Below are 23,136 nucleotides of genomic sequence, written 5' to 3'. Positions count from 1 at the left end.
CGGCCCGTACGGCTCCCGTTACAGCTTCTCCACCGGCGCATACCGCAGCAGCAGCCGCTTCGGCTTCTCGCCGCCGAAGTCGATCGTGGCCTCGGCATTGTCGCCGCTGCCCTTGACGCCGACGACCGTGCCGAGTCCGAAGCTGTCGTGGGTGACGCGGTCGCCGATGGTCAGCGCAACCACCGGACGGTCGCTGGCGCGACGGGTCGCAAAGCCGCTCGGGCCCTTGGCGCGCGACGACGACAGCGCGCCGCCGAAGCCGCCGCCTCCGCCGCCCGCCGACATACCGCCCATCGACGCGGACGGCGTCGCCGGGCCCGTCCGCTTCCACTCCACGTAGTCGCCCGGGATCTCCTCCAGGAACCGGGAGGGCGGGTTGTACGAGGGCTGGCCCCAGGCACTGCGCATCGTCGAGCGGGTGACGTAGAGCCGCTCGCGGGCGCGGGTGATGCCGACATAGGCCAGCCGGCGCTCCTCCTCCAGCTCCTTGGTCTGGCCCAGCGAGCGCATGTGCGGGAAGACGCCGTCCTCCAGGCCGGTCAGGAAGACCGTCGGGAACTCCAGGCCCTTGGCGGTGTGCAGCGTCATGAGGGTGATCACGCCGCTGCCCTCCTCGTCCTCGTCCGGGATCTGGTCGGAGTCGGCGACCAGCGCGACCTGCTCCAGGAAGTCGGAGAGGGTGCCGGGATTCTCTTCGCCGCGTTCCTGCTCGAACTCCAGGGCCACGGCGGCGAGTTCCTGGAGGTTCTCGATCCGGGTCTCGTCCTGCGGGTCGGTGGAGGCCTGGAGTTCGGCGAGGTAGCCCGTACGCTCCAGGACCGCTTCCAGGATCGTGGCGGGTCCGGCCTTGGACTCCACGATGGTGCGCAGCTCCTCCATGAGGACGTTGAAGCGCTTGACGGCGTTGGCGGAGCGGGCCGCCATGCCGTACGCCTCGTCGACCCGGCGCAGCGCCTGCGGGAAGGTGATCTTCTCGCGCAGCGACAGGGCGTCGATCATCGCCTCGGCGCGGTCGCCGATGCCGCGCTTGGGGACGTTCAGGATGCGGCGGAGCGGGACGGTGTCCTCGGGGTTGGCGAGCACCCGCAGGTACGCGAGGACGTCGCGGACCTCCTTGCGCTCGTAGAAGCGGACGCCGCCGACGACCTTGTAGGGCAGCCCGACCCGGATGAAGATCTCTTCGAAGACACGGGACTGGGCGTTGGTGCGGTAGAACACGGCGACATCGCCGGCCTTGGCGTCACCGGCATCCGTCAGCCGGTCGATCTCGTCGGCGACGAACTGGGCCTCGTCGTGCTCGGTGTCGGCGACATAGCCGGTGATCTTGGGGCCGGCGCCGGCGTCGGTCCAGAGGTTCTTGGGGCGGCGGTTCTCGTTGCGCTCGATGACCGCGTTGGCGGCGGAGAGGATCGTCTGCGAGGAGCGGTAGTTCTGCTCCAGCAGGATCGTCGTCGCGTCCGGGTAGTCCTCCTCGAACTGGAGGATGTTGCGGATCGTGGCGCCGCGGAAGGCGTAGATCGACTGGTCGGCGTCACCGACGACGCACAGCTCGGCGGCGGCTTCGGCGGGGCCGACCAGCTCGCGGACGAGGGTGTACTGGGCGTGGTTGGTGTCCTGGTACTCGTCGACGAGGACGTGGCGGAAGCGGCGGCGGTAGTGGTCGGCGACATCGGGGAAGGCCTGGAGCAGGTTGACCGTCGTCATGATGATGTCGTCGAAGTCCAGGGCGTTGGCCTCGCGCAGCCGGGCCTGGTACATGGCATACGCCTCGGCCAAGGTCTTCTCAAAACCGTCGGCCGCTGTCCCGGCGAAGGTCTCCTCGTCGATGAGCTCGTTCTTGAGGTTGGAGATCTTCGCGCTGAAGGACTTGGGCGGGTAGCGCTTGGGGTCCAGATCCAGATCGCGGCAGACCAGGGCCATCAGGCGCTTGGAGTCGGCGGCGTCGTAGATCGAGAAGGACGAGGTGAAGCCCAGCTTCTTGGACTCGCGGCGCAGGATGCGGACGCAGGCGCTGTGGAAGGTGGAGACCCACATGGCGTTGGCGCGCGGGCCGACGAGCTCCTCGACGCGCTCCTTCATTTCACCGGCGGCCTTGTTCGTGAACGTGATCGCGAGGATCTGGCCGGGGTGGACATGGCGCTCGGCGAGCAGATGCGCGATGCGGTGGGTCAGCACCCGGGTCTTGCCGGAGCCGGCGCCGGCGACGATCAGCAGCGGGCCGCCGGTGTGCACGACGGCGGCCTTCTGCTCGTCGTTGAGCCCCTCCAGCAGCGTCGCCGGGTGGAGGGCGGGACGGGCGGCGCCGTCGCGGTAGAACGCCTCTCTGGGGGCGGGCGCGTCGAACCGCCCGCCGAAGAGGTCGGCGGGGATCTCCTCCGGGGCCGGGCCGTGCTCGTCCTCGGGAGGCGGCTGGTGCTCCTCCTCGCCCTTGTGGCCGAGGTCCGCCAGGAAGCTGTCGTCAAAGAGGCTGCTCATCGCCCACCGAGTCTAGGCTGCCGCACTGACAGCCCGCCGCGGAGTAGGCAATTGCGGGGCGCATACGGAGCGGGCCGTGGCGCCGCGGCAGGTCAGGCGGCCGGGCCCTTCACAGACCGGGCGCCGCCTCGTCTACCCGAATCCGACATCTGCCACAACAACCCCCGCATCGCGTTCAGGTCACGAAAAGGTTTCGGGCATATCGAACATCAGCCTTCACAGGAGCCACACGAGTTGGCTAACGTCCTCGCTCAGGCAGCCCGCCTCCCCGTGGACGACAGCGTCCGCACGGGCCGCCCACGCCGAGTCCGGCCCTGCCCTGGGGCATCCGGAGCCGGGGACCCACCAGCACCACCGGGGTGAATCGATCCGGGCAGCCGCCGTCGGCGGACGTCCGGACCGTAGGGCAAGCCTTCCGTCGACACCGCCCGAACCCGACAGCTAACCCGGTAGGCGGTCCACGGAAGGAGTCGCCGGCCTTGGCGTCGCATCGCAAGCCGCGCACCAGCATTCTCGCCTCACCCGGAGGCCGTCGTACGGCGGTCGGACTCACCACCGCCGCCCTCGCCTCGGCCACGCTGCTCTCGCAGTCCGCCGACGCGGCACCCCGGGCGCCCAGGCCCGGCATCGAAGAGGTCAAGCAGAAGGTCGACGGCCTCTACCACGAAGCCGAGGTGGCCACCCAGAAGTACAACGCCGTCAAAGAGCGCGCCGACGCCCAGCGCGACACCGTGGACGGCCTGCTCGACGCCGCCGCCAAGCGCGCCGAGAAGATGAACGAGTCCCGGCGCATGCTGGGCACCTTCGCCTCCGCGCAGTACCGCACCGGCGGCCTGAACCCGACGGCGCAGCTGATGCTCGCCAAGGATCCGCAGCAGTTCTTCGACCGCAGCCACCTCATGGAGCGGATGACCGGCCGGCAGAAGCAGGCCGTCTCCGACTACCAGGAGCAGCAGGCGGCGGCCGCCCGGCAGCGCGCGGAGGCGTCCCGCAGCCTGGAGCGGCTCCAGACGTCGCAGGCCTCCCTCAAGGAGTCCAAGCGGTCCGTGCAGGGCAAGCTGGCCGAGGCCCGGCAGCTGCTGTCCCGGCTGACCGCCCAGGAGAAGGCGCGGATGGCGGAGCTGGAGCGCCGCAAGGAGGCGGCGGCCAAGCGCAAGGCCGAGGAGGAGGCGCGCAAGCAGCAGGAGCGGGAGCGTCAGAGGCAGCACGACGGCGGCGGGCCGTCCGGCGGGCAGACCGGTGGCGGCGCCGACGACGGCTCCACCGGAGGTTCGTCCTCCGCCAAGGCCGAGAAGGCGCTCGCCTTCGCCCGCGCCCAGACGGGCAAGCCGTACGTCTGGGGCGCCACCGGGCCCAGCTCCTACGACTGCTCGGGGCTGACGCAGGCGGCGTGGAAGGCGGCCGGCATCGATCTGCCGCGGACCACCTGGGACCAGGTCAAGGTCGGCCAGCGGATCGCCACCAAGGATCTCAAGCCCGGTGACCTGGTCTTCTTCTACGACGACATCAGCCACGTGGGCATGTACATAGGCGGCGGCAAGATGATCCACGCACCGCACCCGGGCGCCGACGTCCGGGAGGAGTCGATCTACTACATGCCGATCTACGGGAGCGTCCGCCCGGGCTGAGGCCCCGCTCCCCCCTCAGGCCACCCCCCACGGTCACCCCCCACACGCCACCGCGCGGCCGTCGCCTCCAAAACCGGAGTGCGAGGACCGCGCGGTGTGCTGTGGAGGGGCGTTCTTCCCGGGGCGCGGGGCCCTGTTCCCGCGCCGCCGGCCGCTTCGCTCAGGTCCAGAGCACCGCGATGAAGATGTTGGCCACCGTCAGCGCGCCGACCGCGCCGAAGACCGGCTTGGCGACGCTCTCCTCGTCCCGCTTGACGTAGACCAGCGCCAGGATGACCACCAGAACGGCCATCTTGATGCCGAGCTTGATGTTGTTGAGGCTGTGGTCCTGGGCCTGGTTGAGGCCGACCAGCACGATGCCGGTGACCAGCATCGTCAGCGCACCGTGCAGCATCGCGGGCACAAAGCGGGCGGTGCCCGCGCTCATCGCCTTCATCTGGGTCAGAAAGCCGCCCAGCAGGGAGGCGATGCCGATGATGTGCAGGCCGACGAAGATATTGATTACTACGTCCATAGTGCTGGATCGTAGCCCCCGCATAGCACGGCCCTTCCGGCAGGGCGCCCACAATCGCCGCTTCGGTCAGGCCGGGCCCGGTCCCGGCCGTACGGCCTCGGTGCCACGGTCACCCGTGCACCGGCCACGGTCGAAAGCGAACAATCCCGGCCAAGCAGACTCCTTGCCGTGACGTACAGGCTTAGCGTCCTCCTCCAGGCGGCCGACTCCCCGCCATCGCCGGCCTCCCACCGGCGTCCTGTCGGCCGTCCCGCCGAGAGGTGCGGCGGCGGTCCGTTCCCTCGTTACGGACCGCCGCCGGGCCCGCGGCTCGAAGGGAAGGAAGTGACGGCCACAGTGGCCTCGCACCGCAAGCCGCGGCAGCATCCGCTCGCCGCACTCACCGGCGGCGGCTCGCGCAGCGCGCGCACCGCCCGTACGGCCGCCACCCTGGCCCTGGCCGGTGCGGCCACCGCCGCCGGCCTCGACGGCACCGGCCAGGCCGCACCCCAGCCCACCCCCGCCCAGGTCAAGAACCGGGTCGACGCGCTGTACCAGGAGGCAGAGGTGGCCACGCAGAGCTACAACGGCGCGAAGGAAGCCGCCGAGAAGGCACGCGAGGAGCTGAGCAGGCTCCAGGACGAGGCCGCCCGCAGGACCGAGAACCTGAACGCCGCCCGTACCGAACTGGGCACCATGGCCGCGAGCCAGTACCGCTCCGGCGGCATCGACCCGACCGTACGGCTGCTGCTGTCCGCGGACCCGCAGCGCTACCTGGACGGCGCCGCGGTCCTCCAGCGCACGGGCAGCCACCAGGCAACCGCGGTGGCCGGCTACGCGCGCCGGCTCGGCAGCGTACGGCAGGTCCAGCGGCGGGCCGAGGACACCGCGGAACGGCTGGCGGGTACCGAGGCGGCGCTGAAGAAGCACCGGGTCACGGTCGTCCACAAGCTGGGCGCCGCCGAGCAGTTGCTCAGCCGGCTGACCGCGGAGCAGCGGCAGCGGATGGCGGGCCGGGCCGGTGCGCACGGCGGGGCCGGCGAGGGCCGCGCGGACCGCGGGACCGGGCGCGGGGACGGCCTCCGCGGCGACACCGGCCCGGAAGCCGCCGCGGCCGCGGCGCAGGCCGCCGACCCCCGGGCCGCACGGGCCGTCGCCTTCGCCTACGCCGCCCTCGGCAAACCGTACGTCTGGGGCGCGACGGGCCCCTCCGCGTTCGACTGCTCGGGGCTGACCCAGGCCGCCTGGAAGGCCGGCGGGGTCGCGCTGCCCCGTACGACCTACACCCAGATCAGCTCCGGACCGCGCATCGACAGGTCCCAACTCGCCCCCGGTGACCTGGTGTTCTTCTACTCCGGGATCAGCCATGTGGGGCTCTACGTCGGGGACGGCAAGATGATCCACGCGCCGCACCCGGGGGCGCCGGTACGGATCGCGCCGATCGACCAGATGCCGTTCGCGGCGGCGACCCGGCCGGCCTAGGGCGGTGCCGCGCTCACGCCCTGAGCTGCGTCCCCAGCCACTGGAAGATCTGCGGCACCTGGTTCTTCCACACCACCGTGGTGTGGCCGCCCGCGCCCGACGAGATCTGCTGCACGGTCACTGTCGTCGGAAGCTGCGCGAACTGCCGCAGCCCGAGACCGGCCTGGTAGCCGTCGCCCGCCGCGCCCGACACATACAGGGCCGTACGCGGCGGCTTCCCCGCCGCGTTGGCGGCCTTCAGGATGTGGATCGGGTTGGACTCGACGCGCAGCTTGGGGTCCTTGCCGGCGAGGGAATCGCGTTCGAGCGCCGGGTCGTTGTAGCCGGACATGGCGACCGCGGCGCGGTAGCGGTCCGGGTGGGCCAGGGCGAGCTTGGTGGCGCAGTGCGCGCCCGCCGAGTAACCGGCCAGGGCCCAGGAGTCCGGCTTGTCGCCGGCCCGGAAGTTGTCGACGATCATCTTGCGGACATCGACGGTCAGCCAGCTGTCGGCGTTGACCTTCCCGGGGATGTTGACACAGCCGGTGTCCGCGCCGGGGAGGAGATTGGTACGCGGCGCCACCAGGATGGCCGGCTTGACCTGGCCGCGCTGCATCAGCGGCCGGAGCTGCTCGGCCACGTGCAGCGAGCCCAGCCAGGATTTCGCCGAGCCCGGGTAGCCGGGCAGCAGCTCGACCACCGGGAACTTCTTGTTCCGGTAGGCCGGGTCGTCGTACTGCGGCGGCAGCCAGACGTACACCTCGCCCTGGACGCCCGAGATCCGGCCCCTGAGGTCGGTCATCCGGACGCCGGGGCCCACCCTGGGGTCGTCGGCCGGGCGGAACTGCTGGAGCTGCTTGGGCTCGTGCTTGATCTGCCGGCCGCCCATGCCGTCGGGGCCGAGGTCCCGGGCCGCCTCGACATGGCTGCCGGTACCGAGCAGGTCGTCCCAGGTGTCGTAGAGGCTGTTGGCGTTGTTGACCAGGACGAAGACCACGGTGATGGCCGTGACCTGGGCGAACAGCAGCATCAGCAGCCGGGCGAGGCCGCGCGCCAGGGGCGGCCCGGCTATTCGGCCCCACAGGGCGAGCGGCAGCACAAAGGCGACGATCAACAGCGTGACCGAGGTGAGGAAGAAGGGCGTGCCCGTCAGGCTCATCGGGATCTCGCTTCCAGGACAACTACGCGAAGGACGTGGGGGTGGTTCCGGCCCCGCCTTCGGCAGTGAGCCTCTCCGCGCCTTTAGATGGTGATCAGCGTGGTCCTGGTTGCCCGTCTTTGGTCCTTCTTTACGCCCCGGCTCTCCGGCGGCCCGTCACGGCCACGGAGACGGTTGGCCAGGTCAGACCAGCCGCCGGGCCGCTGCCCAGCGGGTCAGCTCATGGCGGTTGGAGAGCTGGAGCTTGCGCAGCACCGCGGAGACATGGGATTCCACGGTCTTCACGGAGATGAACAGCTGCTTGGCGATCTCCTTGTACGCATAGCCGCGGGCGATCAGCCGCAGGACCTCGCGCTCGCGCTGGGTGAGGCGGTCCAGGTCCTCGTCGACCGGCGGGGCATCCGTCGAGGCGAAGGCGTCCAGGACGAAGCCGGCCAGCCGCGGCGAGAAGACGGCATCGCCGTCGGCGACCCGGAAGACCGCGTTGACCAGGTCCGTGCCGGTGATCGTCTTGGTGACATAGCCGCGGGCACCACCGCGGATGACGCCGATGACGTCCTCGGCCGCATCGGAGACGGAGAGCGCGAGAAAGCGGACCGGGCGCTCCGGATCGGCCATCATCGCGGCGCTGCGGCGCAGCACCTCCACACCTCCGCCCCCGGGGAGATGGACGTCCAGCAGGACGACCTCGGGGCGGGTGGCGGTGATGACCGTGAGCGCCTGGTCGACGTCGGCGGCCTCACCGACCACCTTGACTCCGGTGCGCCCGGTTTCGCCGATCTCGGCCTGGACGCCCGTACGGAACATCCGGTGGTCGTCGACCAGCACGACCCGTACGGTGCGGCCCTCGGCCGCCGCGCCGGTCTCGCCCTGCTGTGCGCCCTCGCTGCTCATCTCTTCCGCCCGTCCCTCGATGTCTGCCCCGCCATCATCCCGTGCTCCGGCCCGCGGTGTCGCCACCGGCCGCCCCTCGCCCGTCCCGTCATGTCTCGCGCTCCGTCGCCGCGCGCTCGATTTCCAGCTCGACGACCGTGCCGCCCTCGGGGGCGGAGCGCAGCCGGGCCGTGCCACCGTGGCGCTCCATGCGGCCGATGATGGACTCCCGTACGCCCATCCGGTCCTCGGGGACCGCGTCCAGGTCGAAGCCGGGGCCGCGGTCGCGCACCGAGACAAAGACCGTAAGGCCCTCCACCTCGGCGAACACCTGCACCGCACCGCCCTCGCCACCGTACTTGGCGGCGTTGACCATCGCCTCGCGTGCGGCCTGCATCTGGGCGCCCAGCGCCTCGTCCAGCGGGCAGTCGCCGACGACCACGACCTCGAGGGGGACGCCATGGTCGTCCTCCACCTCGGCGGCGGACTTGCGGACCGCCTCCGCGACGGTGGCGGGTTCCTCGTCCTCCTCCTTGCCACGGCCCTCGGGTTTGTAGAGCCAGGCGCGCAGTTCCCGCTCCTGGGCGCGGGCCAGCCGCGCGACCTCCCGGGGGTCCTCGGCGTTGCGCTGGATCAGGGTGAGGGTGTGCAGGACGGAGTCATGGACATGGGCGGCCACTTCGGCGCGCTCCTGGGCGCGGATGCGCATCAGCCGTTCCTCGGAGAGGTCCTGGGTGATCCGCACCAGGTAGGGCCCCGCCAGCAGCGCGATGCCGACGACGACGGCGAGCGAGGCCTGGAGCACCGAGCCGAGATGACGCACCGACCCCTGGAGCACGACGATGCCGGTCACCCCGATGCCGACCAGCAGCACCCCGGCCGCGCCGCGCAGCACCGGCAGCACGCCCTTGCGGCGGCCGAGTTCGAGCCATTGCGCACGGCGGGAGTTGTCCGCCTGACGCCACACCAGGGCGACACCGGCGCCGATCAGCAGCACCGGCCAGACATAGCCCTTGGCCTGGCCCAGCTGAAATCTGGAGGCGACGATCGCGGTGCCGATGAGCAGCGCGATCAGCGCGAAGACCTGGCCCTTGTCGGGCTTGTGCCGCCGCAGCCGCCGCTTCCCGTCGGCCGGGGCGGGGTGCCGGTGGTCCACCCCGCCGACGCCCAGGGGCACGAAGAACCAGAACGCGGCATACAGCAGGGCGCCCATGCCGTCGGCCATGAACAGGGCCACGAACACGATCCGCACCCAGGAGACCGGCAGCCCGAGATGCCCCGCCAGACCGCGCGCGACACCACCGAGCAACCGCCCGTCGGCGCTGCGGTACAGCTTGCGCACGGGCGGCTCGTCAGGGTCCGGCGCCGGGGAGAAGCTCGTCTCGGCGCGGGGCGGAGCGGTGGTCATGCCGTCGATCGTCACACGGCACCCGGGCCCGGGACATCAGGGTCGTCCCTGAACCTGCCCCTGAGGTTTCGGGGTCGGCCCGGAGCGGGCGGCCGCCGGGCCCCGTTCGTCCCGCCGCTCCGGCCGGTGTTGCGGGCGCCCCCCGCCTGCCGCCGGGTCCGCCGGCTCAGTTCTTCGGGCCGGTGCGGCGGAAGCCGTCCTTCAGCACCGCGAAGACCTTCTCGAACTTGGCCCAGTCGGCTTCCGGCGCGGAGACATAGAGCGCGTACTCCTTCGCGCCCTCACGGCCGAACCCGAGGTCGATCCCCCGGAATGTACGGGCCCGGCCTCCGAAGGTGAACTCCCAGATAGCGGCGGGATCGCCCTGGAAGGTCGTCGGCTGCATCCGCAGCCGCGAGTAGACGGGGTACATCTTCTTGAAGGCTGCCTCGACGTCCTTGAAGTGCTGCACCTGATCGGGCGAGGAGAAGTCCAGAACGCTCAGTCTCAGCTCGGCGCGCTCGGTGTCCTCCGCCTCGCTGGCCCCCGAGGCGTAGACGATCTGCCGGCCGCCGTCCTTGACAATGCGCCTCCACCCCTCGGGCACCGGGAAGGTCACGCCGAGCGCGGCCTCCTTCGCATTCCGGTAGCCGTCGGGGAGCGGCGGCGGCGGTCCGACGCTGCTGGCGGGGCGGTTGGGTACCGGGGCGCCCTTGTCAGAGGCCTGCTGGGACATGCCGTCGGCATCGCGGTGCATCAGGTACCAGGCCGCGCCGGCACCGCCGCCGGCGAACAGCACCCCGGTGACGCTCCAGACCATGACCCGTACCGCACGCCGCCCACGGGACTTGGCCCCGCCCTGCGCCTCCGTACGGTCCCCCGCGGCCCGCCCGCCACCGGCCCCGTCCGAGACATACATGGGACCGGTCACGGCGCCGACCTCCGAGCCCGTACCCGAGCCGGTGTCGGAGTCCGTGCCCGCGGGAGTCCCGGCACCGGTCCCGGTCCCGGAGCTCGTCGAAGTGCCGCCCGACGCGGTTCCCGTCCCCGTGGTGTGCGGCCCCGCACGGGTCGGCGCCTCCGTCTGCCCGGTCTGCCCGCTCGTCCCGGTCGCTTCCCGGCCATCGCGTCCGACCGTGCCCAGTGCCAGCGTCGGCCAGCCGTACAGCGCCGTCTCCGCCTCGGCCTCGGCGGACCGCAGCGCCTGTTCGACGACCTCGGCCGTCGGGCGGTCGGCCGGTTCCTTGGCGAGCAGCGCCTCGATCAGCGGGGTCAGCACCCCGGCGTTGCGCGGCGCTTCGAGCGGGTCCATGGCGATCGAGTACGCCGTCTCGACCGCGGTGTCCTTCCGGAACGGGGGCCGCCCCTCGACCGCTTGATAGAGCGTCGCGCCCAGCGCCCACAGATCGGAGGCGGGACCCGGTTTGCCGCTTCTGACCCGCTCGGGCGCCAAGTAGTCGATGGAGCCCACCAGCTCGCCCGTCTTGGTGAGCGTGGACGTACCGCTGGCGACCGCGATGCCGAAGTCGGTGAGCACGACCCGGCCGTCCTCACCGAGCAGCACATTGCCCGGCTTGACGTCACGGTGCAGCACACCGGCGGAGTGCGCGGCACGCAGCGCCGCCACCATGCCGCGTCCGATACGGGCGGCCTCGCGCGGCGTGACCGAACTGTCCTTCCGCGCGGCTTCCTTGATGACGTCGCCGAGCGTCAGGGAAGGGACGTACTCCATGACGATGCACGGCATCCCGGCGTCGTCCACAACATCGTGCACCCCCACCACATTGGGGTGGTTGATGCGTGCGGCGGCCTGCGCCTCGCGGGTGGTGCGCTCATAACGCCTCGCCAGTTCGTCCGCATCGAGATGCGGCGCCACATGCAGGCGCTTGACCGCGACCTGACGCCCGAGGACTTCGTCCCGGGCCCGCCAGACGGTTCCCATACCGCCCTGGCCTATCCGCTCGACCAGGCGATACCGCCCGGCGACCAGTCGCCCCTCGTCCACCGACGCCGCCTCCGTCACCGCACGCCCCTCCGGAAACCCGTACGTATTCAAGGCGCAACGATAGTCGCCCACGCCGGCGGCGAGCCCTTCGGCCACCACCTGTCCGCACCCGTGTTCCGGCCGGGGCCAAAGGGGCGGGGGCATATGCGAACCCACGAGGGATTTCGGGACCCCCCTGGGGCATCTCAGGGCCGTCATCGACAGATCTCAGGGATCTGCCAGGGTTCTCATGGATGCCGGGGCTCGTCCGCCCTTGTCACCATGGCTCCATGAACGATGCAGCCCCCGTCGAGGAGCCGGCGCCCTCCGACCCCGCCGGCCCCACCCCGCCGTCCGCCCCGCTGCGCCGCAGCCGGCGGCACAAGGTCATCGGCGGCGTGTGCGGCGGGCTGGGCCGGCAGTGGGATCTCGACCCGGTGATCTTCCGGATCGTGCTCGCCGTGCTCGCCGTCGGCGGCCTCGGCCTCATCGCCTACGGCTTCGCATGGCTGCTCATCCCCCTCGACGGCGAGGACGAGAACGAAGGCCGCAGGCTGCTCTCCGGCCGCGTCGAGGGCTCCGCGCTGACGGCGCTGCTCTTCGCGCTGGTGGGCTGCGGACTGTTCCTGACGACCCTCGCCAAGGGCAGCATGATGTCGTTCGCCATCATGCTGACGCTGGCGGCGGCCGGTTCCGCCTACTGGTCGCGGCGGCGCCGGGAGGTGGAGACCAAGGGCCCGGAGTCGGTGGACGCCGCCACCGCCCAGGCGGTGGCCGACGCCCCGCCCGAGACCCAGGCGCCCCCGGTGCCGACCAGCCCCTCCTGGTGGCGCAACCAGCGCTCCAGGGAAGCAGGTGGTCCGGGCTATCTGTGGGGCCCCGAGAACACCCCGCTCCCGCTCGACATCACCTACCGCTCCGAGCACGGCGCCGCCGCGACGGCTGCCGGCCGGCCTCGCCCCTGGTCCGACGCGGGCGGCCCGCCCGGTCCGCCCCCGCACGGCGCCCCTCCCACCCCCGCCCCACGCCGAACTCGCCGCACCGGCCGCCCGATCGGCGGCTGGACGTTCCTGCTCGCGCTGCTCGTCGGCGGCGCCACCGCCCTCGCGGTCTCCCGTCACGACGGCTTCGCACCGGCCCTCCAGGCAGGGCTGGCGGGTGCGCTGGTCGTCTTCGGCCTGGGGCTCGTCCTCAGCTCCTGGTTCGGGCGGACGGGCGGCGGCACGGTCTTCATGGTGGTGCTGACGGCGCTGCTGCTGGCGGCCGCGACGGCGCTGCCCGACACCATCACCACCGACTGGCAGAAGCGCACCTGGACCCCCGCCACCCTCGGCGAGGTCCGGCCGCATTACGAGATCGGTTCGGGAGAAGGGGCGTTGGACCTCGGCGCGCTGCCCCTCAAGGGCGGCCGTACGGTCCACACCGCCGCGGAAGTGGGCTTCGGCCGCCTCCACGTGACGCTGCCCCAGGGCGTCACGACCCGGCTCCATATCTCGCTCGGCCTCGGGGACATCCAGCTGCCCGGTGAATCGCCGCACGAGGTGAGCCTCTCGGGAGGCGGTGAGCGGACCATCACGCTGCCCGCCGACGGCCTCAAGAAGGGCGAGAAGCCCCGCGGATCGCTGGACCTGGATCTCGAACTCGGCGCGGGACAGGTCGTCATCGAGCGCTCGGCACCGGCCTCCGCCCCGGCGCCCTCGGCCCCGCCGTCGCCCGTATCGCCGACTGCCCCGACCCCTGAGGGAGCCCCCGAGTGAATCGCCATCGGTTTGAACCGGCCCGTCTGATCGCGGGCCTCACCGCCCTCACCCTCGGCACGGGCTACGGTCTCGACGCCCTCGGCCTCTGGCAGGCCCCCGGCCTCTGGCTCTTCCTCGCTCTCCCCGCCGGCCTGCTGCTCTCCGGTGTCACCGCCGCCGTCTGGGCCACGATCCGCCGCCACCGCGCCCCGGACACAGACGCACCGCCCCTGACGCACCCCTGACCCGGCGCTGTTCGAGCGCCGCCGCGGACCCACCGACCGTCCCGGCCGCCCACAAGCCCCTGCCCGAGCCGCCCGGAGCGAACCACCGCTGGGACGCACCACGGCAGCAGTGATCACTCGCGGCAGCGCACCACCCCTCGGCGTCGGGGCGGGGAGGGTCCGGTCACGTACCGGCGCGCAATTCACCGGGCCCGCACCCGTCTTGTGAGGTTCTCCGCAGGCCACAGGTGCGGACGGGCACCACGTCACTCAGCAGCCACCGGCAGCAACAAACCACCGATAAACCACACTTATTCCCTGAAAGAGTGAAATATTAGCAAATTCTCTCAGCATCAGGCTCTACGCACCGAAGGAGAGGGAGAGGAAGCGGCAGTGAGCCGCTTTGGATCGATCGGGAGATTGTTATGTCACGGATCACGCGGGTGACTGCTATGGCAGCTCTTGCGGTAAGTACTGCCCTGGGAGGCATGTCGACAGCGTTCGCGGACAGCGGCGCGGCCGGCGGCGCGGCCAATTCACCGGGTGTGGTGTCGGGCAATGCGATTCAGGTCCCGGTCCACATTCCGGTCAATCTGTGCGGCAACACCATTAACGTCGTGGGGCTGCTGAACCCGGCCTTCGGCAACACCTGCTTCAACGGCAACGTTGTGCGCCGGGTGGAGGTCCACCGCGTCGTCAAGCACCACCACCACCACATCGAGCACAAGCAGAAGCCCGTCAAGCACAAGCCCGTCAAGAAGCACCACAAGAAGAAGCACCACCACCACTGGCCGTCCGGTGGCGTGCACACCGGTGGCGGCGGCATGGCCGGCACCGCTCGCTAGGCCGTTTCGTCCGGATCAGCTGACCGTTGGTCCGGACGTGCCGTTACCTGATGCGCACTGCGCACGGATCGAGACCTTGCTTCCGGAGCACATGCCCGGACGAGGTGGCCGATGGCGCGATCACCGCGAGGTGATCGATGCGATCGCCTGGAAGTACCGGACGGGATCGCGGTGGGTCCACCACCTGCCCGAGAAGTAGGGAAGCTGGAGAGGGCCCGCAACCGGCTGCGGATGCGGGCCGCCGGCGGCACCTGGGAGCGCGTGTTCACCGCGCTGATGGCCCGGGCCGACGCCGACCAGGACCTGAACCGGGCGGTTTCGGTGGACTCCACGATCCTCCGCGCTCACCAGCGCCCGGCCGGGGCCCGCACACATGGGGCCCCGGCCGACGCGCGCGGCAGACCAGGCCCTCGGCCGGTCCCGCCCACATCGGCCGCCTTCTGCCCGGCCGTACCGCATATCGCAGGCAGCTGCCACCGGGGCCCCACGGGGGATCCCCACGCCTCGCCCTAGCCGAACAACTGCGTCCCGTGCCGCTTGCGGCGGTGGGCCAGGGCGGCGTCCAGGGAGAACATCGGCGTACCGGCCAGGACCAGCGGGACCCAGGCCATCAGATAGGCGAGGTCGTTGCCGTAGTAGTACGGCGTGGTCGCCCAGCTCACGGTGAGCCACAGGGTCAGCGAGATCAGCGCACCGCCCAGGGCCGCCAGCCGCCCCAGCAGCCCCACGAGAGTCCCGAGGCCCACGGCCAGTTCACCGGCCGCGATGGCATAGCCGAGCCCCACCGGATTCTGCTGAGCGAGCTCCACGAGCTGCGGCAGCGCCGCCGCGTCATGCACCTGACGCAGCATCTCACCGAGCGACCCCGGGCCACCGGCCGCCAGGAACGCCGGATCGGTCAGCTTGTCGATCCCCGCGTAGAGGAAAGTGGCCCCCAGGAAGAGCCGCAACGGGAGCAGCGCATGGCGCGCCAGCTGACCCCGCAACCCGGCGCCGGAGCCCTCAACGGCCACCCCTCCCAATTCGGCACCGATCGTACGATTCGCGTGCACCATGACGTCCGCCTCTCCATTGCCTCCGGGCGCAGACGATTGTGCCCCCGCCCGCGCCTCGTGGGGAGATACGTACGGGCGTGTACGAGAGGTTCAACGCGGCGACGCACTTCGGGAGGCTGTGGCACACAGAATCCTCACCCGACGGCGGCAGGCCGTGCCGCGGCGCCCGCAGTCACCCCTCCGTCGCCCGCTGTGCGGCGGCGCCCATGGCCACCCCTGCCCCGCCCGCCGTGCCCTCAGTCCAGGACGTCGACCGGGTAGCCGTTCGTCTCCACGCCCGCGGCCGTGATCACCCGGACCGTCACCCGGCCCGGCTCGACATCGACCGGCACCGGGACGGTCAGCACCCCGTCCGTCGGATTGGCGAAGCCACCCGCCACCGGAACCAGGGGGACGGGGACATGAACATCGCCGATCCGTACGACGGTCCGGGCCAGCCGGTCGGGCGTCCCGGCCCCCGGTGGGACGAAGCCGGCGCCGCGGATCTCGATGTCATCGCCGGTACGGACCGGCGCGGCGAGATCGCCCAGCTCACGGGAGCGGACCACCGAGAGGATCACCGGGCGCCCGCCCGTCACCGCCTTCCCCCACAGATAGGTCGCTCCGGAGAGCGCGAGGAGCACCACCAACCCCCAGGGCAGCTGCGGAAGGTGTGCCGGCCGGCCGGCCAGCCGCACCAGCGCGCACACCAGCACGGCCGCGTTCACCAGGACGTACTGCACATCGAGGAAATTGCCCCGACCCGCGTCGTCCGCCAGCAGATCGGCGGCCCGTGGCCGCTCCGCGGGAACCTTCTGCAACCGCCCCGACCGCACCCGCGCGGTCACCAGCCCGTATGCCAGCACGGCCACGCCGCAACCGACGGCGAGCATCGCCAACAGCGCGCCGGACCGGTCGAGTTCCAGACCCTGGAGCAGACTGCGCCGCTCGTCCGGGCCGGCGGCCGTCGCCAGCTGCACGGCCATCGTCAGCACGGCGTACAGCACCGCGCCCGCCCAACCCGCCGCCACCGTCCGCGAGGTGGACAGCCGCCCGTCCTCTCCGATCAGCGGTGCCAGCGCCCCGCCGTGTGCGCGATGCCACCAGGCCGCCGCCGTCAGCCCCAGCGCCAGGACGACGGCCGCGAGCAGCCCCGCCGTACGGGCCGCCGTCCAGCCCGCGCCGATGGCGGTCAGCGCCTGTCCGAGCAGCAGAGCGGTCACCGCGCCCCACACGATGAGCAGGCTGCGCCACCGTACGGACGCCAGCCAGGCGACCCGTTCCGCGGCGCACCGGTTGGCCACCTCCCGTGCGGACAGCGTCAGTTCGTCGGAGACCCACTGCCGGGCCGCACCGGCGGAGCGGGCGAGCCCGGCCGGCACCCCGTGCCCGGCCGCGAAGTCCTCGCGCAGCGCGACGAACGCGGCGACCGCCTGCCGGTGCCCCGTACGGGCGCCGTGCGGGCACCGTCCACATCGGCACTCGCCGCCGGTGGCGCGCTCCGCGCCGTCCCCCGGCTCGCCCGTCCCGGCCATCTTGCCCGCCGCATCAACCGACACGTCCGTTACCGCCCCGCCGCCGCTCGCCGCCAACTTGTTGCGTACAGAGCCGAATTGTGCCCCAGATGGCCAGGGTGGATACCAAACGTCCAGCTGGTGGCGGGTGGCGGGCGCATCGGCGCGTTGACGTACGACAAGCGATGGGACCGCGCGTCGCACGCGCCCCGCCCATCCGTACCGATGTACCAGGAAATCCGCGCACCTGACCGGCGGCCGCCCGCGCACCCCCGACGCGTCCCCTATTCGGGCGAACCGGGGCACGGCGACGGCTGAGGGGTCCGCGCGCTGCGCAAGCTCTCGCCGTGTGCCAAATACACGGACCTCATGGATCGCGCAGCCGCAATGACCTGGACGGACAGGAGGGGGCGAACGGACCGGACGGAAGGGGTGGAGGGGGAGCAGGAGGCCCGGGTGGCCGGCTCGGAACGAGTTGCCGGGGCCGGCCCGGCGGACCACCGGAGGCCGGCGGAGCACCACCCTGCCACCTCACCCACCGGCACCGATCCCGGCGCGTCCGCCCCCTCGGCGGCATCCGGCGCCTGCTGGCCGGGCTCCTGGCCGCCACCGCGTTCCTCCTGCTGGCCGGGGCCGCCGCGCTGCTGGTCACCGCGCCGTCGGCGACCGCTCACGACCGGCAGCAACGCCCGGCCGACGGCGACAACTGCGCCTATGCCGGGACGGCGCCGCCCGTGGACGTGCCGACCGACTTCCCCATGCCCCCCGGCTGGCACTTTCCCTGCACCGCGGCCAAGCCCCCGCCCACGCCCTCCCGCGCACCGGCGCCGCGCCCGCAGAGCCCCAAGCCCGCGCCACCACCACCGCCCGCCCCCAAGCCACGGCCGACACCACCCCCGCCGCCGCCACCGCCTCCGCCGCTCACTCCCCGTGCCCGCCCCGCGGCCCCGCCGCCCGAGCCGGCACCCAAGCCCGAACCGCACGTCAGCCGCCCGGCGTCCTCGCCGCCCGCCCTGCCCCGCAGCTATGCGCCGGTGTCCCACAAGCCGCGCGCCGGCCGCTCCGTGGTGACGACGACCTTGCTGATCACCGCCCCGGCCGTGCTGGCCGGCGCCGCCCTGCGTCCCCGTTCGAGCTCCTCGTCCGGTTCCGCCGGGCGCCGTTCCTCGTAGGAGGTCTCCATGTCGCAATGGCTGGTACTGACCCTCGCCATGGTCGCTGCCTGTGGCGTCGTCCTGACCATCACCGTCCTCAAGGAGCGCCGGATCAGTGAGGACGACGACCCGAGCGAAACGCCCGATGTGATCGAGTATCTGACGATGATGGTGGGGGTGGTCTACGCGATCGTGCTGGGCCTGGCCATCGCCGGAGTCTGGGAGGCCAGAAGCGCGGCCGAGGACACCGTACGGACCGAGGCGCAGGCGCTGCACGAGGTCAGCGCGCGGGCACGGGCCTACCCGGCGCCGGTGCGGGACCGTATCCGCGCGGACGTCGCCGCGTATGTGTCGTATGTGGTGCACAAGGAGTGGCCGGTGATGGCCGAGAAGGGGGAGCTGACCCGCAAGGGCACCGATCTGCTGACGAAGGTCCGGGCGGATGTCACCGACTACCACCCGGGCAACGACTTCCAGGGGCAGTCCTACCAGCCCCTCGTCGACCAGGTCGCGGTGGCCGACGGGGCCCGCACCGCCCGTGCGGACGCGGCCGATTCGACGCTGCCGGGTGTGGTGTGGTTCGGGCTGATCATCGGTGGTGCCATTTCCATCGGCGTGATGTTCACCCTCCAGATCCGGCGTTCGGGGCGGGAGTTGCTGATGGCCGGGCTCTTCAGCGCGTTGATCGCCTTCCTGCTGTTCCTCGTCTGGGACTTCGACGCGCCGTTCAGCCGCGGCATCGCCGCCACCGCCTCGCCGTTCTTCTATCTGTTCCCGCATCCCTGAGGCCGGGGGGCGGGGCCCTGCGGGACGACCGTTGTCCGTCCCGCAGGGCCCCCGTCAGTCGAAGAGATCCGGCTCGCTGCGCACGATCTGCTGGTACAGCGGCTGGTAGTTGATCCAGGCCACCAGGTCGTTCCCCAGCTGTTCGCGAGTGCGGACGGCGTTGTGGTGGTCGATCAGGACCGGTTTTCCGGCGGCCTTCGCGGTCAGCTGGACCTGGCAGGAGCGCTCCATCGTGATGAACCACCACGCCGCCGCGTCCACCGAGTCGCCGACCGTCAACAGGCCGTGGTTGCGCAGGATCACGGCCTTGTGCGGCCCGAGCGCGGCCGCGATCCGCCGTCCTTCCGCCTCGTCCACCACCACGCCCGTGTAGTCGTCGAAGAGCGCATGGTCCTCGTAGAACGCACAGACGTCCTGGGTGATCGGGTCCAGCAGTTCCCCCAGCGAGGAGAGCGCCCTGCCGTACGTGGAATGGCTGTGGGCCGCCGCGACGACGTCGGGACGGGCCCGGTGGACCTGGGCATGGATGGCGAATGCCGCCTGGTTGACGTGGTGGCGGCCCTCGACGACCTTCCCCTCCGCGTTGACCATGAGCAGGTCGCTGACCGTGATGTGCCGGAACGACATCCCGAACGGGTTGACCCAGAAGCAGTGCGGGAACTCCGGGTCGCGCGCGGTGATATGGCCCGCGACGCCCTCCTCGAAACCGAGGCGTCCGAAGAGGCGCAGCGCCGCGACCAGGCGCTCCTTGCGGTGGCGCCGCTCGTCCTCGATGGTCTGATGTGCCGGCGGCATCGCGAAATGCAGTTGTTCGGTGGGTATGGGGGTCGGCTCGGGCATCGCGGCTCCTCCTGGCACGTACGGCACTTGATGCTCGATGCGGAAGCTACCTTCCACTACCGCAGGTCACCAGGGGCGTGACCGGCGCGAATGACCCGGCCTGCATGATGAGGGCTCCAGGAACGGCAGCAGAGGGGGCACCATGAGGGCCATATCGGTCAGCAAGGACATCGAGGCCACGCCGCGGCAGCTCTTCGCCGTCCTCCGGGACCCGGCCAGGCACGCCGAGCTGGACGGCTCGGGCATGCTGCGCGGCTGCCCGGAGGGCCCGTCGATGCTGGGCCCCGGCGACCGGTTCAGCATGGGGATGGCGCAGGGGCGTATCGCGTACCGGTCGGTGAACGTCGTGGTGGAGTACGAGAAGGACCGGCTGATCGCCTGGGAGACCTGGGGTGAGTTCCGCGGCCGGCGGCTCGTCGGCGGCCAGCGCTGGCGCTACGAGCTGACGCCCGTGGAAGGCGCAGACGACGCTGACGGCACGGGGGGCATGGACGGCACCGGGAGCGGGGGCACCACCCGGGTCACCCACACCTACGACTGGTCACGCGCCCGGCTCCCCCGCCTCGTCGTCGAGCTGCCCGGCTTCCCGAAGCGGATGGGCCCGGCCATGGCCACATCGCTGGAGCGGCTGGCGTCGGCCGCACGGGTCTGAGGACGCGGCTCCTCCGCGCCGCCGTTCCCGCGGGCCACGACGGAGGCGGGGAGCGGCGGCCGCGGCGAAGCGGTGGTCCCTGGGCGTTCACTCCCGAAGCCGGCTGAGGACGGCCGAGGCGAGCGCCGCGTCCAGTGCTCCGACACCGGTGAGGTCGGCGACCGTGATCGCGGTGTCCGGCCGGTCGACGGGCGCCTTGAGCAGCAGCCCGGCCGCGATGTCGCCGTCCTCGGCGGCGGACCCGGCGCGGACGGCGTGGCCGAAGTCTCCGTGGTCGAGGCACTGGGCGTGGTCGTCGGTGGCGATGAGCCGTGCGCGATCAAAGAGCGCGGGCGGCAGCTCGTTCTTGTGCGGCATATCCGTGCCGATGCCGGTCACATGGGCGCCCGGACGCACCATGGCGGCATCCAGAACGGGGGACGTGGCCGGCGTCGCGGTGATGATCATGTCGGCCTGGGCCGCCTGCGCCGCCGCGGCGGGCCGGGCGGCCAGACCGTGTGCACCGAGTGCCTCGCACAGGGCGCGGGCCCGCTCCGGGGTGCGGCCGTGGACCAGGACCGGGCCGAGCGGCCGGAGTCCGGCCAGCCAGAGCGCCTGGAGACGGGCCTGTTCGCCGGTGCCGAAGACGGCCAGCGTGCCGGCGTCGGGCCGGGCCATGGCATGGGTGATCAGCGCGCCCGCGGCGGCGGTGCGCCAAGCGGTCAGCAGACCGCGGTCGTCGAAGAGGGCGCGAGGCTGTCCGGTGCGGGCGCTGACGACGCAGACCAGACCGTGGTTGGCGGGGAGGCCCCGCGCCGGGTTGCCGTAGAAGCCGGTCGCGATCTTGACGGTGAAGTCGGCGGCCCCGGTGATCCGGCCCGCTTTGACGTGGCAGTCCCCGTCGGCCTCGGGGAAGTCCAGGTGCAGGGGCGGCGGCACGCTGGTACGGCCTTCCGCGTGTGCGATCAGCGCCGCACGGACGGTGTCGAGGACGAGCCGCGAGGTGACGGCCCGTTCGATGGCGGCCGCGTCGAACACAGGAAGCGTCATCGGCGCGCCCGCATCCAGTCGGCGAAGGCCGCCAGGCCCACTTCCGGGTGGCGGCGGCCGATGCCGATGCGGAACCGGTCGGTAGGAGTGGCGGTGAGTTCGGAGCGGTAGATGCTCGCGGGCAGCAGCAGGACGCCGGCTTCCTCGACCAGACGGGTGCAGAACTCCTCCACTCCGTCGGCACCGAGGTAGCGGGGGTAGGCGACGCATCCGCCGTCCGGCCGCCGCCACTCGAAGTCGTCCGCGAACTCGGCGAAGAACGCGTCGAAGGCCGGCAGATTGGCGGCGATCAGGGCCCGGTTACGGTGCAGGATCGTCTCGCGGGCCTTCAGGGCGATACGGGCCAGGACCTCGCTGGGAGCGGAGTTGCAGATGGTGGTGTAGTGCTTGGCCCGCTCCAGACGGGCGCGCAGCGCGCGGTCGCGGCAGGTGATCCAGCCGATGCGCAGCCCGGGAAGCCCCAGGGACTTCGAGGTCACGTTCAACGACAGCGCGCGCTCGGACACATCGGCGGCCTGCGGCAGGGTGCGGGCCGGGTCGCGTTCCAGGCCGCGGTAGACCTCGTCGCTGAACAGGTGGATGCCGCGCTCGTCGCACAGGCGGACCAGCGCGCGGAAGTCGGCGGCATCGAGGACCTTGCCGGTCGGGTTGTTGGGGAAGTTCACCGACACGACCCGGGTGTTCGGCCGGATCGCCGCCGCCACCTCGTCGAGGTCCAGGGCCCAGTCCCGGTCCGCGTCGAGGGCCACGCCGGTGACCTCGCACAGCGCCAGCGGCACGGTCTCGGCGGCCTGGTAGTTCGGAGTCACCACCACCGCGTGGTCACCGGCGCCGAGCAGCACGTTCATCGCCAGATACAGGGCTTCCTCGGCGCCCGCGAAGCAGATGACGTCGTCCGCGTCGGCCTGCTCGTACGTCTGGGCGATCACTTCCCGCAGGGCCGGGTCGCCGAAGGTCTCGGTGTAGCCCAGGGACAGGTTCTCGAAGGCCCCCCGGTCCTTGTCGTCGGCCAGCCCGAGCAGCTCGGCGAGTGTCATGGTCTGGACGTCGGAGGCGGTCAGGTGATGGCGGGCGGTGAACTCCCAGCGGGAGAAGTAGGTTTCGAGGCGGAAGTCGGGCAGCCGGGTCATGGTGGTCAGTCCTTCGCGCTGGATGCTCTGAGGTCGGCCAGCAGGCCGTAGACGGTGGACCGGGACACCCGCAGGGCTCCGGCCACGACCGGCGCGGCGCGGCGCACCGCGAACACCCGGGCCTCGTCCAGCCGGCCGAGGACGGCCAGGCGGTCCTGACGGGTCATGCGCTCGACGGGACGGCCCGTTTCGCGGACGTGGCTGCCGATGATGTGCTGGATGCGCTCGGACCAGTCCTGCTCGAACAGCGGCTCGGGGCGCTGCACGGTCGGGGCGCCGAAGGCGGACAGCACCGCCGCGGCCTGTTCCAGCGGGGTGCGGTCGAGGTTGATGCACAGCACGGCCGACGGCCGGTCGTGCGCATCGCGCAGGACCGCGCTCACCGACGAGAGCCGGCGGCCGTCCGCGAGCAGCTTCTCGTACGGCCCGTACACGCCCTGCGGCGACGGGTCGAGCCCGTCCAGTTCGCCGAGCAGGGAGGGGTCCCCCGGGCCACGGGAGCTCATCGGATTCCAGATCTCCAGGACCCGGTCGGTGTCCGGGTCGTGCAGCACCACCTCGGCGTACGGACCGAGCAACCGCGCGACGGCCTGGCACACCGGCGCCCACATCCGCACACGGGGGTCCCGACCCTCTTCTGCTTGTCCCATGCTTGGACTGTAAGTCCAGACTGGACAGAAAGTCCATACGCGGGCGTCGCCGCGCCACCAACGACAACGCCGCCGCTCA

General features: G+C 71.8%; 20 protein-coding genes, 1 pseudogene and 1 riboswitch. Of the genes and pseudogenes, 8 read left to right on the top strand and 13 right to left on the bottom strand.

Translation table 11 applies throughout. From position 1 onward, the window contains the following. Positions 1-18 precede the first annotated feature (18 nt). Complete coding sequence (gene pcrA, locus IF67_RS0100330; protein ID WP_030981139.1) at positions 19-2,475, bottom strand: DNA helicase PcrA; 2,457 nt, start codon at positions 2,473-2,475, stop codon at positions 19-21. A 290-nt stretch (positions 2,476-2,765) separates the two neighbouring features. Further along, a riboswitch (cyclic di-AMP (ydaO/yuaA leader) is annotated at positions 2,766-2,947 on the top strand. A 7-nt stretch (positions 2,948-2,954) separates the two neighbouring features. Here pcrA and IF67_RS0100325 point away from each other — a divergent pair. Next, on the top strand, positions 2,955-4,103 hold the full coding sequence (locus tag IF67_RS0100325; RefSeq protein WP_030981138.1) for a C40 family peptidase: 1,149 nt from the start codon (positions 2,955-2,957) through the stop codon (positions 4,101-4,103). Between the two features lie 160 nt (positions 4,104-4,263). On the opposite strand, the gene IF67_RS0100320 is transcribed toward IF67_RS0100325, so the two are convergent. Continuing rightward, a complete protein-coding gene (locus IF67_RS0100320) occupies positions 4,264-4,617 on the bottom strand; it encodes a hypothetical protein (RefSeq protein WP_030082926.1) in 354 nt (117 codons plus the stop codon). A gap of 324 nt (positions 4,618-4,941) precedes the next feature. On the opposite strand from IF67_RS0100320, the gene IF67_RS0100315 reads away from it, so the two are divergent. After that, on the top strand, positions 4,942-6,078 hold the full coding sequence (locus IF67_RS0100315) for an NlpC/P60 family protein (RefSeq protein ID WP_030981137.1): 1,137 nt from the start codon (positions 4,942-4,944) through the stop codon (positions 6,076-6,078). A gap of 13 nt (positions 6,079-6,091) precedes the next feature. Here the strand turns inward: IF67_RS0100315 and IF67_RS0100310 are convergent, their stop codons facing one another. The 4 genes from IF67_RS0100310 to IF67_RS0100295 form a co-directional block, all read right to left on the bottom strand. Beyond that, on the bottom strand, positions 6,092-7,216 hold the full coding sequence (locus tag IF67_RS0100310; RefSeq protein WP_030981136.1) for an alpha/beta hydrolase: 1,125 nt from the start codon (positions 7,214-7,216) through the stop codon (positions 6,092-6,094). A 183-nt stretch (positions 7,217-7,399) separates the two neighbouring features. Then, a complete protein-coding gene (locus IF67_RS0100305; RefSeq protein ID WP_030981135.1) occupies positions 7,400-8,110 on the bottom strand; it encodes a LuxR C-terminal-related transcriptional regulator in 711 nt (236 codons plus the stop codon). Positions 8,111-8,198: 88 nt separating this feature from the next. Further along, a complete protein-coding gene (locus IF67_RS0100300) occupies positions 8,199-9,497 on the bottom strand; it encodes an ATP-binding protein (protein WP_030981134.1) in 1,299 nt (432 codons plus the stop codon). A gap of 166 nt (positions 9,498-9,663) precedes the next feature. Further along, positions 9,664-11,418, bottom strand: coding sequence for a serine/threonine-protein kinase (locus IF67_RS0100295; RefSeq protein WP_234340965.1), 1,755 nt, complete (start codon positions 11,416-11,418; stop codon positions 9,664-9,666). A gap of 332 nt (positions 11,419-11,750) precedes the next feature. On the opposite strand from IF67_RS0100295, the gene IF67_RS0100290 reads away from it, so the two are divergent. From IF67_RS0100290 to IF67_RS46125, 4 genes and pseudogenes are all read left to right on the top strand, one after another. After that, entirely contained in the window at positions 11,751-13,217 is a 1,467-nt protein-coding gene (locus IF67_RS0100290) for a PspC domain-containing protein (protein WP_030981132.1), read from the top strand. Beyond that, positions 13,214-13,444 carry a hypothetical protein gene (locus tag IF67_RS0100285; RefSeq protein ID WP_030981131.1) on the top strand — a complete coding sequence of 77 codons (231 nt, stop codon included), beginning with the start codon at positions 13,214-13,216 and terminating at the stop codon, positions 13,442-13,444. Before IF67_RS0100290 ends, IF67_RS0100285 begins: the two co-directional genes overlap by 4 nt. 431 nt (positions 13,445-13,875) lie before the next feature. Continuing rightward, positions 13,876-14,082, top strand: a pseudogene (locus IF67_RS44555) (chaplin); the annotation flags it as partial. Between the two features lie 139 nt (positions 14,083-14,221). Beyond that, a complete protein-coding gene (locus IF67_RS46125; RefSeq protein ID WP_107050139.1) occupies positions 14,222-14,467 on the top strand; it encodes a transposase in 246 nt (81 codons plus the stop codon). Positions 14,468-14,777: 310 nt separating this feature from the next. On the opposite strand, the gene IF67_RS0100270 is transcribed toward IF67_RS46125, so the two are convergent. The 3 genes from IF67_RS0100270 to IF67_RS43535 form a co-directional block, all read right to left on the bottom strand. After that, on the bottom strand, positions 14,778-15,323 hold the full coding sequence (locus tag IF67_RS0100270) for a TQO small subunit DoxD (protein WP_030981129.1): 546 nt from the start codon (positions 15,321-15,323) through the stop codon (positions 14,778-14,780). Between the two features lie 236 nt (positions 15,324-15,559). Further along, a complete protein-coding gene (locus IF67_RS0100265) occupies positions 15,560-16,837 on the bottom strand; it encodes a hypothetical protein (RefSeq protein WP_030981128.1) in 1,278 nt (425 codons plus the stop codon). A gap of 1,003 nt (positions 16,838-17,840) precedes the next feature. After that, entirely contained in the window at positions 17,841-17,999 is a 159-nt protein-coding gene (locus IF67_RS43535; RefSeq protein WP_158713013.1) for a hypothetical protein, read from the bottom strand. Between IF67_RS43535 and IF67_RS0100255 the strand changes: the two genes are divergently transcribed. Next, positions 17,998-18,756 (top strand): DUF4239 domain-containing protein, encoded by a 759-nt coding sequence (locus tag IF67_RS0100255; RefSeq protein ID WP_030981127.1) that lies wholly within the window; start codon positions 17,998-18,000, stop codon positions 18,754-18,756. The two genes, IF67_RS43535 and IF67_RS0100255, sit on opposite strands and share 2 nt — an antisense overlap. 54 nt (positions 18,757-18,810) lie before the next feature. On the opposite strand, the gene IF67_RS0100250 is transcribed toward IF67_RS0100255, so the two are convergent. Continuing rightward, positions 18,811-19,596: a class II aldolase/adducin family protein gene (locus IF67_RS0100250; protein ID WP_030981126.1), complete on the bottom strand. Its 786-nt coding sequence runs from the start codon at positions 19,594-19,596 to the stop codon at positions 18,811-18,813. 142 nt (positions 19,597-19,738) lie between these two features. Between IF67_RS0100250 and IF67_RS0100245 the strand changes: the two genes are divergently transcribed. Further along, a complete protein-coding gene (locus IF67_RS0100245; protein WP_030981125.1) occupies positions 19,739-20,248 on the top strand; it encodes an SRPBCC family protein in 510 nt (169 codons plus the stop codon). 87 nt (positions 20,249-20,335) lie between these two features. On the opposite strand, the gene IF67_RS0100240 is transcribed toward IF67_RS0100245, so the two are convergent. The 3 genes from IF67_RS0100240 to IF67_RS0100230 are packed head-to-tail and all read right to left on the bottom strand — an operon-like array spanning position 20,336 to position 23,057. Continuing rightward, on the bottom strand, positions 20,336-21,277 hold the full coding sequence (locus IF67_RS0100240) for an ornithine cyclodeaminase family protein (RefSeq protein WP_030981124.1): 942 nt from the start codon (positions 21,275-21,277) through the stop codon (positions 20,336-20,338). Then, on the bottom strand, positions 21,274-22,407 hold the full coding sequence (locus IF67_RS0100235) for an aminotransferase class I/II-fold pyridoxal phosphate-dependent enzyme (protein WP_030981123.1): 1,134 nt from the start codon (positions 22,405-22,407) through the stop codon (positions 21,274-21,276). The genes IF67_RS0100240 and IF67_RS0100235 overlap by 4 nt, the downstream gene beginning before the upstream one ends. Before the next feature lie 5 nt (positions 22,408-22,412). Continuing rightward, on the bottom strand, positions 22,413-23,057 hold the full coding sequence (locus IF67_RS0100230; RefSeq protein ID WP_030981122.1) for a helix-turn-helix transcriptional regulator: 645 nt from the start codon (positions 23,055-23,057) through the stop codon (positions 22,413-22,415). Positions 23,058-23,136 lie beyond the last annotated feature (79 nt).

Origin of the sequence: Streptomyces sp. NRRL S-1813 (genome assembly GCF_000719605.1) — a bacterium.
Classification (GTDB): domain Bacteria; phylum Actinomycetota; class Actinomycetes; order Streptomycetales; family Streptomycetaceae; genus Streptomyces; species Streptomyces decoyicus.
This window is presented reverse-complemented; position numbering and strand designations above follow the sequence as displayed.

Excerpts from the sequence above, each read along its gene's own strand:
- IF67_RS0100310 (WP_030981136.1), bottom strand. The coding sequence starts at position 7,216 with ATGAGCCTGACGGGCACGCCCTTCTTCCTCACCTCGGTCACGCTGTTG.
- IF67_RS0100270 (WP_030981129.1), bottom strand. The coding sequence starts at position 15,323 with ATGGTGCACGCGAATCGTACGATCGGTGCCGAATTGGGAGGGGTGGCC.
- IF67_RS0100250 (WP_030981126.1), bottom strand. The coding sequence starts at position 19,596 with ATGCCCGAGCCGACCCCCATACCCACCGAACAACTGCATTTCGCGATG.
- IF67_RS0100245 (WP_030981125.1), top strand. The coding sequence starts at position 19,739 with ATGAGGGCCATATCGGTCAGCAAGGACATCGAGGCCACGCCGCGGCAG.
- IF67_RS0100295 (WP_234340965.1), bottom strand. The coding sequence starts at position 11,418 with ATGGGAACCGTCTGGCGGGCCCGGGACGAAGTCCTCGGGCGTCAGGTC.
- IF67_RS0100240 (WP_030981124.1), bottom strand. The coding sequence starts at position 21,277 with ATGACGCTTCCTGTGTTCGACGCGGCCGCCATCGAACGGGCCGTCACC.
- IF67_RS0100230 (WP_030981122.1), bottom strand. The coding sequence starts at position 23,057 with ATGGGACAAGCAGAAGAGGGTCGGGACCCCCGTGTGCGGATGTGGGCG.
- IF67_RS0100255 (WP_030981127.1), top strand. The coding sequence starts at position 17,998 with ATGTCGCAATGGCTGGTACTGACCCTCGCCATGGTCGCTGCCTGTGGC.
- IF67_RS0100265 (WP_030981128.1), bottom strand. The coding sequence starts at position 16,837 with ATGGCCGGGACGGGCGAGCCGGGGGACGGCGCGGAGCGCGCCACCGGC.
- IF67_RS0100235 (WP_030981123.1), bottom strand. The coding sequence starts at position 22,407 with ATGACCCGGCTGCCCGACTTCCGCCTCGAAACCTACTTCTCCCGCTGG.
- IF67_RS0100290 (WP_030981132.1), top strand. The coding sequence starts at position 11,751 with ATGAACGATGCAGCCCCCGTCGAGGAGCCGGCGCCCTCCGACCCCGCC.
- IF67_RS0100305 (WP_030981135.1), bottom strand. The coding sequence starts at position 8,110 with ATGAGCAGCGAGGGCGCACAGCAGGGCGAGACCGGCGCGGCGGCCGAG.
- IF67_RS0100300 (WP_030981134.1), bottom strand. The coding sequence starts at position 9,497 with ATGACCACCGCTCCGCCCCGCGCCGAGACGAGCTTCTCCCCGGCGCCG.
- IF67_RS0100320 (WP_030082926.1), bottom strand. The coding sequence starts at position 4,617 with ATGGACGTAGTAATCAATATCTTCGTCGGCCTGCACATCATCGGCATC.
- IF67_RS43535 (WP_158713013.1), bottom strand. The coding sequence starts at position 17,999 with ATGGAGACCTCCTACGAGGAACGGCGCCCGGCGGAACCGGACGAGGAG.
- pcrA (WP_030981139.1), bottom strand. The coding sequence starts at position 2,475 with ATGAGCAGCCTCTTTGACGACAGCTTCCTGGCGGACCTCGGCCACAAG.